We start from the raw sequence: 15,345 nt of genomic DNA, 5'->3' as shown, positions 1-15,345 counted from the left end.
GGCTAGGGGCTACGCGGCCTTCTTGGCCCGCGCTTGCCGCAGTTCCTTCCAGAACACCACCAGGGCGCTCACCACGTAGATGGAGCTGTAGGTGCCCACGAAGATGCCCACGAAGATGGCCAAGGAGAAGTCCCTCAAGACGCTTCCCCCCAGGAAGAGGAGGGCGATGATGGGCAGGAGGGTGGTGAGGCTGGTCATCACCGTGCGGGAGAGGGTCTGGTTGATGGAGCGGTTCACCATCTCCCGGTAGGGCACCCCCCGCAGGAGCTTCTGGTTTTCCCGGATGCGGTCGGAGACCACGATGGAGTCGTTGATGGAGTAACCCACGATGGTGAGGAGGGCGGCGATGGTGGGGATGGAGAACTCCAGGCCCAAAAGGCTATACATCCCCGCCACGATGGCCACGTCGTGGGCCACCGCCAGCACGCTGGCCACCCCGAAGGTCCAGTCAAAGCGGAAGGCCACGTAGAGGAGGATGAGGCCCAGGCCCACCAGCACCGCCATCACCGCGTTCCGCCTTAGCTCGGAGCCGATGGCGGGGCCCACGGTCTCCGAGGTGAGGACCGTGGCCTTGAGCTCCGAGGCGAAAAGCTCCTCCAGCTCCAGCCGTTTGGCGTCGGGCAGGGGGGGGAGCTTCAGGGAAAACTCCCGGTAGTCGGCGGTGGGGGCCTGCACCTGGGTGATCACCGCCTCCTTGGCGGGGAAGCCCTTCTCCTCCAGGAAGCGCCTCAGGGTGTCCACGCCCACCTCGGTTCCTGTGCGCACGGTGTAGGCGGTGCCCCCGGTGAAGTCGATGGAGTAGTTGAAGCCCTTGGTGAAGACCACCCCCGCCGCCAGCGCCGCCAGGAGGAGCGTGGCCGCGGTGATGAAGCGGGCTGGGCCCATGAAGTTGAACCTGGGGTCCACCAGCCACATGGGGGGGCGGATCTCCCCCCGGTCCGCCAGGCGCTCCAGGAGGTAGCGGCTGAAGACCAGGTTGGAGAAGACGCTGGCCACCACCCCGATGGCCAGGATGACCGCGAAGCCCCGCACCGGCCCGGTGGCGTACTGGTAAAGGGCCGCTGCCGCCAGGAGGTGGGCGATGTTCACGTCCAGGATGGTGAGGGTGGAGTGCTTGAAGCCCTCGGGGATGGCCTGGCGGAACTTCTTTCCTGCCCTTAGCTCCTCCTTGATGCGCTCAAAGGAGAGGACGTTCCCGTCCACCGCCGCCCCCAGGGTGAGGACCAGGCCGGCGATGCCGGGGAGGGTCAGGGTGGCCCCAAGGCCCGAAAGGAGGCCCAGGATCAAGACCGAGGTGTAGATGAGGCCCAAGGAGGCCACCAGGCCAAGGCTAAAGCCGTAGTAGGCGAAGATGAGGAGGAAGATGGCCAGGGTGCCGATGAGGGCCGAGCGGATGCCCGCCTGGATGGCGTCCTGGCCCAGGGTGGGGCCTATTGAGCGGATTTCCGCCACTTCCAGGGAGACGGGCAAGGCCCCGGAGCGTAGGACCAGGGCGATCTCGCTGGCCTCCTCGAGGCCCGAAAGCCCCTCGATCACCGCCTGCCCCCCGGTGATGGCCTGGCGGATCACGGGGGCGGTGTAGACCTTGCCGTCCAGGACGATGGCCAGCCGCTTGCCCACGTTGGCCCGGGTGACCTCCTCAAACTTCTTGGCCCCTTCCGGGGTGAAGGTGAGGGCCACCTGGGGGCGGCCGAACTGGTCGAAGACCGCCCGGGCATCGGCCAGATCCGCGCCCGTAAGAAGGGCTGGGCCCAGGTCCTCGGGCTTGATGAGGTCCTTTTCCAGGTCTTCCCGCTTGAGCCTTGGGTTTTCCCTGAGGGCCTGGTTGATCTGGGCCACGGTGGTGCCCGTGGCCCCTTCCTTAACGATGCGGAACTCCAAGACCGCCCGCTGGCCGATGAGCTTAAGGGCCCGGTCCTGGTCCGCCTGGGAGAGGCCGGGAAGCTCCACCACGATGCGCTTCTGCCCCTGGATTTGGATCAGGGGCTCGGCCACCCCCAGGGCGTTGATGCGGTTTTCCAAGACGGTGCGGGCCTTTTCCAGGTCGTCGGGGGTGGGGTTTTCCACGGCGGCCTCGAGGACGATGCGAAGGCCTCCTTTAAGATCAAGCCCCAACTTGACCTTGGGTTCCCCGGGAGCCCAGGGCTTCCAGACCATGAGGAGGGCCAGGAGGAAAAGGCCTAGGAGGAGAAGTCCGTTGAGAAGCTTTCGATTCATACCCTTCACCTTTTGGGGCACCCATGTGCCCGATTCGCTAGCAGAAGTGCTTGAAGCCGTATCCTAGAGCCTAAATGTGAGTGCGCCGGATGGCCCGGCGTGGGAAGAAATTCCAGGCCCTAGCCTCCATCCATCTGGAGGCGGCCATAAAGGAGGTAAAGGTGGGGTGAGGAAGAGGTTTCCCGTGAGGGTGGCTTGGCCTCCCTCTTCTGGGGCTGGAGGGAAAAATGGGGAGGCCGGGTGGGAGCCTGGGGCAGGGGGGTAAGCCCGTTTCCCTGGCGGTCCTCCTTAAGGACCCAAGCAGGTCCCTTGGCGTGAAGCCCGGCTTCCGCCTTCCCCTTTCCCACAGGGAAAGGAGGTAGGCCTTGAAGGACCAGGGCCAGGATGGCCAGGGCCAGCCCTAACCTTCCCCAAGCCTTCCCTGGGATCTTCCATGGCCCTAAGGAAGGGCAGGCCCCGGAGTAAGACCGCTGGATCCAGCGCAAGGAACCTCCTACGCCGGCACCTCCACCATCTGGAAAACCTCTATGATATCCCCTTCTTGGAAGTCGTCGAACCCCTCGAGGCCGATGCCGCACTCGTAGCCCTGGGCCACCTCCCGCACGTCCTCCTTGAAGCGCTTGAGGCTGGCCATTTTCCCCTTCCAGATTTCCTCGCCCTTGCGCAACACCCTCACCTCGGCGCCGCGCACCACCTTGCCCTGGGTGACCATGCATCCCGCCACCTGCTTGCCCCCGGGCAGGCGGAAGATGGCCCGCACCTCGGCCCGGCCCAGGACCTCCTCCTTGAACTTGGGTTCCCGCTGCCCTTTGACCATGGACCGGACCTCGTCGATGAGGTCATAGATGATGCGGAAGGTTTTGAGGAGAACCCCCTTGCTTTCCGCCGCCTTCTTCACCGAGCCTGGTGGGTTCACCCCAAAGGCCAGAATGGCGGCGTTGGCGGTCTGCGCCAGGAGGACATCGGATTCGGTAGGGGCCCCCACCTGGGCCAAGAGGACGTTGATCTTCACCTCCTCGGTGCTTTCCTTGGCCAGAATGTGCTGGATGGCCTCCAGGGAGCCCTGGGTGTCCGCCCGCAGGATCAGGTTCACCTCCTTCTTCCCCTCCTCCTGGAGGGCGCGGAGGAGGTCCGCCATGGTCCTGGGGCGGCGCTCCCGCTCTGCTTCCTCCCGGGCCCTTCGCTCCTCCTTGCGCTCCTCGGTGATCTCTTTGGCCGCCTCGAGGTCCGGCACCCACTCCACCACCTCCCCCGCTTGGGGTAGCTCCTGGAAGCCCAAAACCTGCACGGCGCTCCCCGGGCCCGCCTCCTTGCGCTGGTTGCCGTCGGCGTCCATCATGGCCCGGATGCGGCCAAAGACCTCCCCGGCCACCACGTAATCCCCCACCCGGAAGGTGCCCTCCTGGACCAGCATGTTGGCGATAATGCCCGCTTGCTTGTCCAGCTTGGACTCGAGGACAACCCCTTTGGGCTCGGCGTTCGGGTCGGCCCGGTAGTCCTCCAGCTCGGCGATGAGGAGGATCATCTCCAAAAGGTCCTGCACCCCTTGGCCCGTTTTGGCGCTGATGGGCACCACGATGGCCTCCCCGCCGTACTCTTCGGGTACAAAGCCCCGCTCCATGAGCTGGCGCTTGACCCGCTCAGGGTCGGCCTGGGGAAGGTCCATCTTGTTCAGGGCGAAGATGATCCTGGCCCCGGCGGCCTTGGCGTGGGCGATGGCCTCGTCCGTTTGGGGCATGATCCCGTCGTCGGCAGCGATGACGATGACGGCGAGGTCCGCCACCTTGGCTCCCCGTTGCCTTATGGTGGTGAAGGCCTCGTGCCCCGGGGTGTCGATGAAAACCACCGTGCCCTGGGGAGTCTTCACCTCAAAGGCACCCACGTGCTGGGTGATTCCCCCCGCTTCCTTCTCGGCGATGCGGCTTTTCCGCAGGTAGTCCAGGAGGGTGGTCTTCCCGTGGTCCACGTGGCCCATGATCACCACCACGGGAGGCCTTCGGGGTAGGGCTTTCCTGCGCTCCTCCTCCGCCAGCTTCTCCTGAAGGCCCCGCTGCTCTTTTACCAGTTCCCGCACCGCCTCCGCATCCTCCTCGGAAAGGGTGGAGGCGTGGGACTTGTAGGGAACTCCCATCTGGTCTAGGAGCTCCAGGAGCTCCTCGCTGGTCATGCCCAGCTCTTTAGCCAGCTGGTAGATGCGTACTTTGGCCATCCGTACCTCCTAAAAGGGCGATGAGCGCTTCCGATAAAGCCTTCGCCCGGCTCCCGGCAAAGCGCCTGAGTTTCTTTTCCGTCCAGCACTCGGGGTTGTCGGGGCAGACATAAGCCCCCCTGCCCGGCAGTTTTCCCGTGGGGTCCAGGCGAAGCCCCTCCGGCATGAGCAGGATCCGCAAAAGCTCCCCCTTGGGCCGCCTCCTGCGGCACGCCACGCACATGCGGATGGGGACATGCTTCGCCATTACTGGGAAAGATCCCGGAAGAGTTTCTCGAATTCCTCTTTGGCCCGGCTGGGGGTTTCGGCTTCCTCCTGGGCGGCCTTGCGAATGGCCTCGTCCAGGTCGGAGATCTCCGCCTCCTCAAAGTGGATCTCGTAACCCGTGAGCTTGGAGGCCAGGCGCACGTTTTGCCCGCCGGTGCCGATGGCCAGGGAGTGCTGGTCCTTGGTCACCTTGACCCGGGCCTTCTGCCCATCGGGTTCCAGCTCGATGGAACCCACCTGGGCGGGGGAGAGGGCGTTGCGGATGAATTCCTTGGGATCCTTGGCCCAGAGGATGATGTCCACCTTCTCCCGGCCTAGCTCGGCGGAAACCGCTTGGATGCGCTGGCCCTTGTGGCCAATGCAGGCCCCGATGGGGTCCACATTGGGGTTGTGGGTCATCACCGCCACCTTGCTGCGGCGGCCGGGTTCGCGGGCGATGGCCTTGATCTCCACGATGCCCTCGGCGATCTCGGGGACCTCCTGCTTCAAGAGGTGCTCCAGCAGCTTCTCGTGGGCCCGGCTCACGATCAGGGAAGGGCCTTTGGCGGAGCGGTCCACCTTCTTCAGGTACACCTTGAGGCGCTGGCCGGGGTAGTAGCGCTCGGTGGGGATCTGTTCGCTCTTGGGGAGGTAGGCCTCTCCCCGGCCCAACTCCACGAAGACGTTGCCCCGGTTGTCCACCCGCGTCACCACCCCGGTGAGGACCTGGCCCTCCTTGTCCTTGTACTCGTTGTAGATGCGGTTGCGCTCGGACTCCTTGAGGCGCTGGGTGAGGATCTGACGCAGGTCCTGGATGGCCATGCGGGAGAGGCCCTCGGGGTCGATGGGGAACTCCATCTCGTCCCCCACCTGGACCTCGGGGTCGTACTGGAGGGCCTCGGAGAGGGCGATTTCCTTGTCGGGGTCCTCCACCTTCTCCACCACGCGGCGGACCTCCACCATCTCGATGCGGCCGGTCTGGGGATCGATGTACACGTCCACCTCTGGGCCCTTACCCGCCTCGATCTCCTCCTTGCGGTACCCCTTTTGCCGCTTGATGTAGGCCTTGCGCAGGGCTTCCTTGAAGGCCTCGAGGATCTCCTCGGTGGTGACCCCCCGCTCCAAGGCCAGTTGCTGCATGGCGTCTATGAATTCCCGGTTCATCTCTCCTCCCTGAATCTCAGCTGTTACCTGGGCTCCTCGGGCCATTCGGCAAGGTTGGCGCGGAAGGTGCCGATCCTCAGGCGCTTTTCCTCCTGGCCCACCTGGAAGACCACCTCGTCCTCTTCCACTCGAAGGATGCGCCCGGTGAAGCCCTCGGGCCCCGGCACCTTGGCCTTTAGACCCTGGAAGCGCTCGAAGTGGCGGCGGGTAAAGAGGGGGCGCTTGGGGCCGGGAGACTCCACCAGGAGGCGGTAGCTTCCCGGAATGGGGTCCACCCGGTCAAGGACGGCCTCTATGGCCCGGCTAGCCCGTTCCAGGTCGGCCACGCTTATGGGCCTTTCGTCCTTGCGCTCCAGACGGACCAGGACCTCCCCGGGGGCTTCCTTCACCTCCAGGACCTCGAGGTCCAAGGGCTCCACCGCTTCCTCCACCAACCGCCAAAGGTCCACAGGCACCTCCCTAACCTCCCTTCACAAAGGAAGGGTGGGCTTACACCCACCCCCCTCCCTTGGGAGCACTGGGCTCAGTTTACACCCAAAACCCCCTTGACTACAACCCCTTTAGCCTAGTACACTCAGGGTTGCCGGTCCGATCCCGGTCAGGTTCATGGGGGTGAACGGTCTCGACGGGGGTCGCCGAGGGCAGGTGGCGCGCCGAGGTGCGGGTGGCCTCGTAAAAACCCGCAAAAGAATAAAGGCCAACAAGCCTGCTTACGCTCTCGCGGCTTAGACCCGCGACCTCGCCCGGAAGCCCTGCCGGGGGCTCGCCGGCGCGGGGACACAAACCCGGCTAGCTGTGGGCAACGCCCCGTAGTCCGCAGCGAACCTTAACGGGGCTTGCTCCTGGCCGCCCGTCCGCGGGCCAAGCCAGGAGGACATCCAAAACGCGGACTACGCGCGTAGAGGCCTGCCGTAGGGACTTTCGGACGGGGGTTCGACTCCCCCCACCTCCACCAAGGGGCATAGGGGCCTGCAAAGGCCCCTATTTGCTTTTGGCCCCATAGGGCAGGGTGGAAGCGTCTGCTGGGATGCCTGGATGCCTCTTCCCTGCTGAGGAAAGGATCCATATGGGGGTTAAGGAGGCGCAGGGGGGCCGGGAGGGTGCCCCGAGGGTAGCGCATTTCCAGCTTTTGCCCTTTCCTAGGGTGTAAAGTGAGGTTGGGTGCCACCTGGCACCTCCTTCGGGGCGGGGTGGAAGTCCCCACCGGCGGTGAAAGCCCGCGAAGCCCCTATGGGGCCCGACCCGGTGGAATTCCGGGGCCGACGGTGAAAGTCCGGATGGGAGAAGGAGGGCCTTTGCGAGAGCTGGACGAACGTTTCCTGCGGAGGGCGCTACAGCTGGCCGAGAGGGCTCGAGGCCATACTCACCCCAACCCCCTGGTGGGGGCGGTGCTGGTGCGGGAGGGCCGCATCGTGGGGGAGGGGTACCATCCCAAGGCGGGGGAGCCCCATGCGGAGATCTTTGCCCTAAGGCAGGCGGGGGCCTTGGCCCAGGGGGCCACGGCCTACGTTTCCCTGGAGCCCTGCAGCCACTTTGGCCGCACCCCTCCTTGCTCCCTGGCCCTTTTGCAAGCGGGGGTGGCCCGGGTGGTGGCGGCGGTTCGGGACCCCAACCCTTTGGCCCAAGGTGGTCTGGAACGGCTTAGGGCCGGGGGGGTGGAGGTGGAGGCCGGGCTCCTGGAGGCCGAGGCCCGGGGGCAGAACGAGGTCTTCTTCCACGTGCAGAGAAAGGGCCGGCCCTTCGTGCTCCTCAAGGCTGCCTTGACCTTGGACGGCAAGGTGGCTGCCGTGAGCGGGGATGCCCGCTATGTGTCCTCGGTGGAGAGCCGGCGCGTGGCCCAGGCCTACCGCCAGTGGCTTCCCGTGGTGATGGTGGGGGTGGGGACAGTCCTCAAGGACGATCCTTGGCTTACCGTGCGGGAGCCCGACTTCAGGCCCTTCCCCCTCATGCTGGAGCCCCCGCCCCTCAGGGACCCGGTGAAGGTGGTTTTGGACACGGAAGGTCGCACCCCCCCCACCGCCCGCATCTTTCGGGAAGGACCCCGGGGGGAGCCTGCCCAGGTTTACGTGCTGGTGGGCAAAGGGGCGTCCAAGGATCGGCTTAGGGCCCTCGAGGAGGCGGGGGCCCGGGTGGTGGAGCTTCCCCGGGACGGAGGGAGGGTGAGCCTCGAGGCCGCCTTGGCCTTTCTCCTGGAGGAGGGTTTGGACGGGGTGTTGCTGGAAGGCGGGCCTCGCCTGGCCGGGGCCTTTTGGCAGAGGGGCCTGGTGGACAAGCTGGCCCTGTTCCTGGCCCCCAAGCTTTTGGGAGAGGGAAGGGGCCTCCTGGAGGGGTTTGTCCCCGAACACATGGCCGAGGCCAAGGGGCTTAGGCTGGCCCGCAAGGAGTGGATAGGGGAAGACCTTTGGCTGGAGGCATATCCGGAGGGCTAATGTTCACGGGACTGGTGGAGGAAACCGGCGAGATCGTGGAGATCAGGGAAGGCCCGTTCCTTAGGGTCAGGATCGCCGCCCAGGAGGTGCTTTCGGACCTTGAGGTGGGGGATTCGGTGGCGGTGGACGGGGTCTGCCTCACCGCGGTGGCGGTGGACGGGGAGGGCTTCTGGGTGGAGCTGGCCCAGGAGACTCTGCGCCGCACCGCCCCCACCTGGCGCCCTGGGCACCGGCCCAACCTGGAAAGGGCCCTTAAGGTGGGGGACCGGCTTGGGGGGCATTTCGTTACCGGGCATGTGGACGGGGTGGCAGAGGTGGTGGCCATCCGGGATGCCCCGGGGGCCAAGGACTACTTCTTCCGCCCCCCCCAAGACCTTGCCCGTTACATCGCCGAGAAGGGAAGCGTGGCCCTAAACGGCGTCTCCCTCACGGTGGCGGGCTTATCGGGGCAGGACTTCTTCGTCACCCTCATCCCCCACACCCTTAAGGTCACTAACCTGGGAAACCTAAAGGTGGGGGATAGGGTGAACCTGGAAGTGGACCTCATCGCCCGCTATCTGGAGCGGCTTTTAAGGGGGAATGATGGAGGGTTTGGCCAGCGTTAAGGAACTCATGGAGGAACTCCGCCAAGGCCGCCCGGTGATCCTGGTGGACGACGAGGACCGGGAAAACGAGGGCGACCTGATCATGGCGGCGGAGCACGTGACCCCGGAGTGGGTGAACTTCATGCTCAAGGAGTGCCGAGGCCTCCTTTGCGTGGCCTTGACGGAGGAGCGGGCCAAGGCCCTGGACCTGCCCCTCATGGTGGAGAGGAACCAAGATCCCCAGGGGACCCGCTTCACTGTGAGCGTGGATGCCCGGGGGACCACCACGGGGATCTCCGCCTTTGAGCGGGCGGCCACCATAAGGCTTCTGGCTGATTCTGAGGCCACCGCCCAGGACTTCCGGCGCCCCGGGCACATCTTCCCCCTGGTGGCCAGGCCGGGTGGGGTCCTGAGGCGGGCCGGGCACACCGAGGCCACGGTGGACCTCTTGCGCCTGGCGGGGCTTAGGCCGGTGGGAAGCCTCATCGAGATCCTCAAGGAGGATGGCACCATGGCCCGCCTGCCCGACCTTTTGGATTTCGCAAAGAAGCACGGGCTCAAGGTGGGCACCATCGCTGACCTCATCCGCTACCGCCTAGAGAAGGGGGACCTTTACGTGAAACGGGAGGCGGAGGCCCTTTTGCCCACCCGGTTTGGCGAGTTCCGCATCCTGGGCTACCGGGATACCCTCACCGGGGAGGAGCACGCCGCCTTGGTCATGGGCGGCTGGGATCCCGAGGAACCTATCCTGGTGCGCATGCACTCCGAGTGCCTCACCGGGGACGCCCTGCACTCCCTGCGGTGCGACTGCGGCTTCCAGCGGGATCTGGCTCTGGAGCGCATCTCCAAGGAGGGGAAAGGGGTTTTGGTCTACCTGAGGCAAGAGGGGCGGGGGATTGGCCTGGTGAACAAGATTCGGGCCTACCATCTGCAGGACCAAGGCCTGGACACCGTGGAGGCCAACCTGGCCCTGGGGTTCCCTCCGGACCTGAGGGACTATGGGGTTGGGGCCCAGATCCTCTATGACCTAGGGGTGCGGAAGATGCGCCTTCTCACCAACAATCCCCGCAAGGTGAAGGCTTTGTCTGGCTTCGGCATCGAGATCGTGGAGCGCATCCCCTTGCGGGCTGGGGACAACCCCCACAACGAACGTTACCTCCAGGCCAAGAAGGAGAAGCTGGGGCACTGGATGGACTGACGGGATGCCCTGGACCATCCAGGGCATCCCAAAGCCTCTAGCATGAGGCTATGCTCCGGCTTCTTAGGGTTGGGGTCCTTATCCTGCTTTTCTTGGCCTTCCTGGACCCCAGGTGGCCCATGCCGGGGCGGGTGGTGTACCTTCTGGACTTCTCGCCCTCTGCCCGGGAAAGCGTTTTCGCCTTGGCGGATAGGCTCCCCAGGGACGGGATCTATGTGGCCTTTGCGGAGCGGGCGGTGAGGATTCCTTCCCCCACCGCCCGCAGGCTGGACCTGGGAGAGGGAACGGATCTGAAGGCAGCCTTCCAGGAGGCGGAGGCTCTTAAGCCCACCCGGGTGGTGCTGGTTTCCGATGGGCTTTTTGAGCCCATACCGGCACCCTTTCCCCTGGATGCGGTCTATGTGCCTCCCAAGCCCCATGTGGCGGTGGAGCTGGTCCCCCCGCCTTACCCCTTGTACGGGGAAACGGTGGGGGTGGGGGTGGTCCTCGAGGCCCCCCTCCCCACCGAGGCCCGCCTGAGGGTGGAGGGGCCCGGGGGGGTCCTGGAACGTTCCTTGCGGGTGGAGGGCCGGAAGAGCCTCACCTACACCTTCTCCCTCACGGAGGAGGCCGAGGTGCGGGCGGTGGCGGAAGGCCCTTGGGGGCGGAGCGAGGCCAAGGTGCGGCTCGCCCCCGCCGACCGCCCCAAGGCCCTGGTTCTGGGGGACCCGGCCTTGGCCCGTTACCTGGAGGCCCAGGGGTTTCGCGTGGAGGAGGGGCCTTTCCGGTTGCCCCTCGAGGCCGACCTGGTGGCGGTGGGGCTTGGGGTCTTAGACCTCCCCGAGGGGGCTCCTGAGGCCCTTCGGGACTACCTCCGCCGGGGCGGGGGCCTCCTCTTTACCGCCACCGCCAAAGGGCTCTTCTTCGGCGGGTGGGACCGCGCGCTGTCCGAGGACCTCCCCCTGAAGCCCCTAGGCCGCAAGGGGGCCGCTTTGGTGCTGGTCCTGGACGTGTCCGGGAGCATGGAGGGGGAAAAGCTTTCCCTGGCGGTGGCGGGGGCCTTGGAGCTGGTGCGCTCGGCAGCGCCGGAGGACTACCTCGGGGTGGTGCTCTTTTCCTCCAGCCAACGGGTGCTCTTCCCCCCTAGGCCCATGACGGAGCAAGGCAAGCGGGAAGCAGAAAGCCTCCTTCTCTCCGTGCGGGCGGGGGGTGGGACGGTGTTGGGGCCGGCCTTTCGGGAAGCGGTGCGGCTTGTGCAGGGGGTGCCGGTGGAGCGCAAGGGGATCCTGGTGCTCAGCGACGGCCTCATCTCCGACCCCCAAGACCCCATCCTGGCCCTGGCGGAGGCTCCGGGCCTCGAGGTGAGCGCCGTGGCCTTGGGACCCGACGCCGACCGGGCCTTTCTGAAGGCCCTCGCCGAAAGGGGTGGGGGCCGGTACTACCAGGCGGCCACCGCAGGGGAGCTTCCCCGGCTTTTCCTTAAGGAAGGGCAAGAGGTTTTCCAGGGGGAGGGCCTGGAGGGCCGTTTCCCCGTCAAGGCCAGGCCCCATCCCTTGGCCCAGGGGTTTTCCCCACCTCCCCTTTCCGTTCTCCTTCCGGCCCGGGCCGAGCCCTGGGCGGAGGTGGTGTTGGAAAGCGACGGCAGGGCGGTGCTGGCCCTGGGGGAGAGGGGAGAGGGGCGGGTGGCCGCCTTGGCCACGGATCTTTCCCGCTCCTGGCGGGGTTGGGAGGGGGCGGCCCCCTTTCTCGGGGGGCTTGCCCGTTACCTCATGGGGAGCCAAAAGGCCCTGGCCCTCTACACCTACCCTGAGAAGAACCAGGTGCGTGCCGTGGTCCTGGGCCGTTTAGAGAATCCCCTTTTCCTCAGCGGGGGAAGGGAGGTGCCCTTGGTGCCCACGGGACCTGCGCGCTACGAGGTGGTGGCCGGGGAACCGGGGGTGCTCTTAGACGGGAAGCGCCGCATCCCCCTAACCCTGCCCCTTCCCGGGGAGTGGACCCCCAGGGATGGGAAGCTGGTCCTCAAGGCCCTGGCCGAGGCTTCCCAAGGGCGGTTGCTGGCTCTAGAGGACCTGGGGCGACCTGGATCCTCTCCTTTGCCCCTGCGCCCCTATCTCCTGGCCTTGGCCCTGGTGCTGTTCCTCCTGGAGCGGCTCCTCGAGGCCCGGTCCTTTGCCAGGAAAGCCTGAACCAGGGTCCAGAGGGCCGGTTCTGGGAGCCAGTGCATGGATTGCACTGGGATGCTGGGTCTTTCTATTAATCTGGAACCCATGCACTGGGATGATTGGGAGGAGCGGATCCGCCGGGAGAGGGGGCATAGGCGCCAGGAGGAAAAGCCCCTCCGTGACCGTATCCACCAGCTGGAGGCGAACCTCTACTTGGCCAGGCAGGAGGTCAGGCACCTACAGCGGGAAAGGAGAGAGCTTTGGGAAAGGTCCCAGGCCCTGGCCCTGGGTACCGTCTTCCCGGGAAGGGAGCTGGAGGAGGTGGTGCCACCCCACGCGGACAAAGTCCGCATGGGGGCCCCGGTGAAAGGGTATCCAAGGCCCCCGACAGGCGAAGGGAGGAAAGGGTTCAACGGCAAGGGGCATGAAACGGACCCTAGAGGAAGCCCGGCTGGAGCTGGCCCTGGTGGTTTCCCCCAAAGCCGAGGATCTTTCCCGCATTATCGCCTTGTTGGAACGGTATCTCCTTGGCCGAAGCCCTCGGTGATCTGCACCAGGACCGCTTCCCCTCGCACGGTCACTTCCCCGTTGGCGTAGAGTTCGGTTTCCACCACCACCTTCCTCCCCTTTACCTCCTTGGCCCGGCCCACCAAGACCAGCTCGGGCCCCAAAGGGGTGGGCTTCAGGTAGTCCACCTTGAGGCTGGCGGTCACAAAGCGCAGGGGATGGGTTTCCAGGTCCAGCCCGTCAGCGTCCGCCTTGGCGGCGGCAGCGGTGGCGGTGGAGTGGCAGTCCACCAGGGAGGCGAGAAGCCCCCCGTAGACGAACCCGGGGATGGCGGTGTGGTGGGGGCTTGGGGTGAAGGCGGTGCGGCTCTCCTTGCGCTCCTTGTCCCAATAGGTCCTGAGGTGGAGGCCCATAGGGTTCAGGTAGCCGCACCCGTAGCAGTGGGCCCACTCCGGGGGGTAGTAGAGCTGGATGGCCTTCATGCCAAACCCTGGGCCCGCCAGCGCTCGGGCACCGCCTGGCGGAGGAAGTCCACGATCTCCTGGGTGCTGGTTCCCGGACCGAACACCGCCGCCACTCCCAGGGCCTTCAGTTTGGGCACGTCCTCGTCGGGAATGATCCCTCCCCCGAAGAGGAGGATGTCCGAGGCCCCCTGCTCTTCCAGAAGCCGTTTGACCTCGCGGAAGTAGTGCATGTGGGCCCCGGAGAGGATGGATAGCCCTATGGCGTCCACGTCCTCCTGGATGGCCGCGGATACGATCATCTCCGGGGTTTGCCTGAGCCCCGTGTAGATCACCTCCATGCCGGCGTCCCTGAGGGCGCGGGCCACCACCTTGGCCCCGCGGTCGTGGCCGTCTAAGCCCGGCTTAGCGATGAGCACCCGTATGCGCCTGTCCATACGCCCATCCTAAACGTAAGCTGGCTCCTGGTAGGTGCCGTAGACCTCCCGCAGGACGTCCATCATCTCCCCCAGGGTGCAGTAGGCCAGGGCGCACTCCACGAAGTGGGGCATGGTGTTCTGCCCTTCCACCGCGGCCCGCCGGAGACCCGCAAGAGCCTCCTCCACCCGCTTGGGGTCCCGTTCCCGGCGTACCCGGGCCAGGCGCTCCGCCTGCACCCGCTCCACCTCGGGGTCCACCAGCTGGATGGGAACCTTCAAGGGAATCTCGTCGGTGAAGGCGTTCACCCCCACGATGATCCTCTCCTTGCGCTCCACCTCCTGCTGGTAGCGGTAGCTGGCCTCGGCCAGCTCCCGCAGGAAGTAGCCCTCCTCGATGGCCCGCACCACGCCCCCCATGCGCCGGATCTCCTCGATGATGGCCATGGCCTGGCGCTCCATCTCGTCGGTGAGCCACTCCACGTAGTAGCTGCCCGCCAGGGGGTCGATGGTGTGGGTGACGCCCGTTTCGTAGGCGATGATCTGTTGGGTGCGGAGGGCGATGGTGGCGGATTCCTCCGTGGGCAGGGCCAGGGCCTCGTCGTAAGCGTCGGTGTGCAGGCTGTTGGTACCCCCCAAAACGGCGGCCAGGGCTTGGATGGCCACCCTGGCGATGTTGTTGAGGGGCTGTTGGGCGGTGAGGGAGACCCCGGCGGTCTGGGCGTGGGTGCGGAGCATCCAGCTTTGGGGGTTCTTGGCCCCGTAGCGGTGGCGCATCTCCTTGGCCCAGATGCGCCTTGCCGCGCGGAACTTGGCGATCTCCTCAAAGAAGTCGTTGTGGACGTCGAAGAAGAAGCTGATGCGGGGGGCGAACTCGTCGATGTCCAGGCCCCGCTTGAGGGCGGCCTCCACGTACTCGAAACCATCCGCCAGGGTCCAGGCCAGCTCCTGGACCGCGGTGGAGCCTGCCTCCCGGATGTGGTAGCCGGAGACGGAGATGAAGTTCCACTTGGGGACGTTCTTGGGCCCCCACTCGAAGGTGTCGATGACCAGCTTCACGCTGGGCTCGGGGGGGAAGATGAACTCCTTCTGGGCGATGAACTCCTTGAGGATGTCGTTTTGGATGGTGCCCCCCAGCTTCTTCCAGTCGTACCCCCTCTTTTTGGCCACCGCCAGGTACATGGCCCAGATGGCGTTGGCCGGGCTGTTGATGGTCATGGAGGTGGTGACCTCCTCGAGGTTGATCCCCTCGAAGAGGATCTCCATGTCCGCGAGGCTACTGACCGCCACCCCGCACTTGCCCACCTCTCCCTTGGAAAGGGGGTGGTCGGAGTCGTAGCCCATGAGGGTGGGCAGGTCAAAGGCCACGCTGAGGCCGGTCTGGCCCGCCTTTAGGAGTTTCTTGAACCGCTCGTTGGTCTGTTCGGCGGTGCCGAAACCGGCGAACATGCGCATGGTCCAGAGCTTGGACCGGTACATGGAGCCGTAGACCCCGCGGGTGTAGGGGTACTCCCCCGGGTAGCCCCGCTTTTCCTCGTACTCCGGGTCCAGGACGCCGATGTCCTCGGGGGTGTAGAGGGGCTCTGGGGCGATGTCCGAAAGGGTGCGGTGGGCCACGGGCCTCTCGGGCATCTTCTCCAGGCTCTTCTGATAGGTTTCCCTGAGCCAGTCGTGCTTCTTGCGCATAGGCCCTCCCTTGGCCCGTATTCTACGCTTTTATGCGCCCGAGGAAAAGAGCGTTATGCCCCCCACCGGGGGTGGTCCCCAAGGCCC

13 protein-coding genes, 1 other RNA gene and 1 riboswitch are annotated in these 15,345 nt (G+C 65.9%); of the genes, 6 read left to right on the top strand and 8 right to left on the bottom strand.

Features of this window, described 5'->3' with window-relative positions; genetic code table 11:
• Positions 1–9: 9 nt before the first annotated feature.
• The 5 genes from secD to rimP all read right to left on the bottom strand — a co-directional run bounded on the left by secD (position 10) and on the right by rimP (position 6,285).
• A complete protein-coding gene (gene secD / locus L1087_RS00910) occupies positions 10–2,217 on the bottom strand; it encodes a protein translocase subunit SecD (RefSeq protein ID WP_234557204.1) in 2,208 nt (735 codons plus the stop codon).
• A gap of 493 nt (positions 2,218–2,710) precedes the next feature.
• The gene (infB, locus tag L1087_RS00905) at positions 2,711–4,426 is read right to left on the bottom strand and encodes a translation initiation factor IF-2 (protein ID WP_135259472.1); all 1,716 of its coding nucleotides are present in this window, start codon (positions 4,424–4,426) and stop codon (positions 2,711–2,713) included.
• Positions 4,395–4,673 carry a YlxR family protein gene (locus tag L1087_RS00900; protein WP_084584783.1) on the bottom strand — a complete coding sequence of 93 codons (279 nt, stop codon included), beginning with the start codon at positions 4,671–4,673 and terminating at the stop codon, positions 4,395–4,397. The genes infB and L1087_RS00900 overlap by 32 nt, the downstream gene beginning before the upstream one ends.
• Positions 4,673–5,836 carry a transcription termination factor NusA gene (gene nusA, locus L1087_RS00895; RefSeq protein ID WP_234557203.1) on the bottom strand — a complete coding sequence of 388 codons (1,164 nt, stop codon included), beginning with the start codon at positions 5,834–5,836 and terminating at the stop codon, positions 4,673–4,675. The genes L1087_RS00900 and nusA overlap by 1 nt, the downstream gene beginning before the upstream one ends.
• Positions 5,837–5,859: 23 nt before the next feature.
• Positions 5,860–6,285 carry a ribosome maturation factor RimP gene (gene rimP, locus L1087_RS00890; protein ID WP_135259473.1) on the bottom strand — a complete coding sequence of 142 codons (426 nt, stop codon included), beginning with the start codon at positions 6,283–6,285 and terminating at the stop codon, positions 5,860–5,862.
• Positions 6,286–6,444: 159 nt separating this feature from the next.
• Between rimP and ssrA the strand changes: the two genes are divergently transcribed.
• From ssrA to L1087_RS13110, 6 genes are all read left to right on the top strand, one after another.
• Positions 6,445–6,791, top strand: a transfer-messenger RNA (tmRNA) gene (gene ssrA, locus L1087_RS00885).
• A 217-nt stretch (positions 6,792–7,008) separates the two neighbouring features.
• A riboswitch (FMN riboswitch) is annotated at positions 7,009–7,129 on the top strand.
• A gap of 2 nt (positions 7,130–7,131) precedes the next feature.
• A complete protein-coding gene (gene ribD / locus L1087_RS00880; protein ID WP_135259474.1) occupies positions 7,132–8,265 on the top strand; it encodes a bifunctional diaminohydroxyphosphoribosylaminopyrimidine deaminase/5-amino-6-(5-phosphoribosylamino)uracil reductase RibD in 1,134 nt (377 codons plus the stop codon).
• Positions 8,265–8,870 carry a riboflavin synthase gene (locus L1087_RS00875; RefSeq protein ID WP_234557200.1) on the top strand — a complete coding sequence of 202 codons (606 nt, stop codon included), beginning with the start codon at positions 8,265–8,267 and terminating at the stop codon, positions 8,868–8,870. Before ribD ends, L1087_RS00875 begins: the two co-directional genes overlap by 1 nt.
• The gene (locus L1087_RS00870) at positions 8,848–10,047 is read left to right on the top strand and encodes a bifunctional 3,4-dihydroxy-2-butanone-4-phosphate synthase/GTP cyclohydrolase II (RefSeq protein WP_135342842.1); all 1,200 of its coding nucleotides are present in this window, start codon (positions 8,848–8,850) and stop codon (positions 10,045–10,047) included. Before L1087_RS00875 ends, L1087_RS00870 begins: the two co-directional genes overlap by 23 nt.
• A gap of 50 nt (positions 10,048–10,097) precedes the next feature.
• Complete coding sequence (locus L1087_RS00865; protein WP_234557199.1) at positions 10,098–12,212, top strand: vWA domain-containing protein; 2,115 nt, start codon at positions 10,098–10,100, stop codon at positions 12,210–12,212.
• Between the two features lie 400 nt (positions 12,213–12,612).
• Positions 12,613–12,735, top strand: a complete 123-nt coding sequence (locus tag L1087_RS13110; RefSeq protein WP_267964606.1) for a hypothetical protein — start codon at positions 12,613–12,615, stop codon at positions 12,733–12,735.
• Here the strand turns inward: L1087_RS13110 and L1087_RS00860 are convergent.
• Genes L1087_RS00860 through L1087_RS00850 form a run of 3 tightly spaced genes read right to left on the bottom strand, consistent with a single transcriptional unit; the run spans position 12,689 to position 15,258 of the window.
• Positions 12,689–13,177 carry a PaaI family thioesterase gene (locus L1087_RS00860; protein ID WP_234557197.1) on the bottom strand — a complete coding sequence of 163 codons (489 nt, stop codon included), beginning with the start codon at positions 13,175–13,177 and terminating at the stop codon, positions 12,689–12,691. The two genes, L1087_RS13110 and L1087_RS00860, sit on opposite strands and share 47 nt — an antisense overlap.
• On the bottom strand, positions 13,174–13,593 hold the full coding sequence (locus L1087_RS00855) for a cobalamin B12-binding domain-containing protein (protein WP_038042778.1): 420 nt from the start codon (positions 13,591–13,593) through the stop codon (positions 13,174–13,176). The genes L1087_RS00860 and L1087_RS00855 overlap by 4 nt, the downstream gene beginning before the upstream one ends.
• Positions 13,594–13,602: 9 nt before the next feature.
• Positions 13,603–15,258 (bottom strand): acyl-CoA mutase large subunit family protein, encoded by a 1,656-nt coding sequence (locus L1087_RS00850; protein ID WP_135259477.1) that lies wholly within the window; start codon positions 15,256–15,258, stop codon positions 13,603–13,605.
• Positions 15,259–15,345: the final 87 nt, after the last annotated feature.

It is taken from the genome of Thermus tengchongensis (assembly GCF_021462405.1).
Taxonomy (GTDB): domain Bacteria; phylum Deinococcota; class Deinococci; order Deinococcales; family Thermaceae; genus Thermus; species Thermus tengchongensis.
Note: the sequence above shows the minus strand (reverse complement) of the source record. Positions and strands in the feature narration are given on the sequence as shown.

Bases quoted from the DNA above. Each gene is read 5' to 3' on its own strand.
- L1087_RS00875 (WP_234557200.1), top strand. From the start codon at position 8,265: ATGTTCACGGGACTGGTGGAGGAAACCGGCGAGATCGTGGAGATCAGG.
- L1087_RS00850 (WP_135259477.1), bottom strand. From the start codon at position 15,258: ATGCGCAAGAAGCACGACTGGCTCAGGGAAACCTATCAGAAGAGCCTG.
- L1087_RS00900 (WP_084584783.1), bottom strand. From the start codon at position 4,673: ATGGCGAAGCATGTCCCCATCCGCATGTGCGTGGCGTGCCGCAGGAGG.
- nusA (WP_234557203.1), bottom strand. From the start codon at position 5,836: ATGAACCGGGAATTCATAGACGCCATGCAGCAACTGGCCTTGGAGCGG.
- L1087_RS00855 (WP_038042778.1), bottom strand. From the start codon at position 13,593: ATGGACAGGCGCATACGGGTGCTCATCGCTAAGCCGGGCTTAGACGGC.
- infB (WP_135259472.1), bottom strand. From the start codon at position 4,426: ATGGCCAAAGTACGCATCTACCAGCTGGCTAAAGAGCTGGGCATGACC.
- secD (WP_234557204.1), bottom strand. From the start codon at position 2,217: ATGAATCGAAAGCTTCTCAACGGACTTCTCCTCCTAGGCCTTTTCCTC.
- L1087_RS00865 (WP_234557199.1), top strand. From the start codon at position 10,098: ATGCTCCGGCTTCTTAGGGTTGGGGTCCTTATCCTGCTTTTCTTGGCC.
- L1087_RS00870 (WP_135342842.1), top strand. From the start codon at position 8,848: ATGGAGGGTTTGGCCAGCGTTAAGGAACTCATGGAGGAACTCCGCCAA.
- L1087_RS00860 (WP_234557197.1), bottom strand. From the start codon at position 13,177: ATGAAGGCCATCCAGCTCTACTACCCCCCGGAGTGGGCCCACTGCTAC.
- L1087_RS13110 (WP_267964606.1), top strand. From the start codon at position 12,613: ATGAAACGGACCCTAGAGGAAGCCCGGCTGGAGCTGGCCCTGGTGGTT.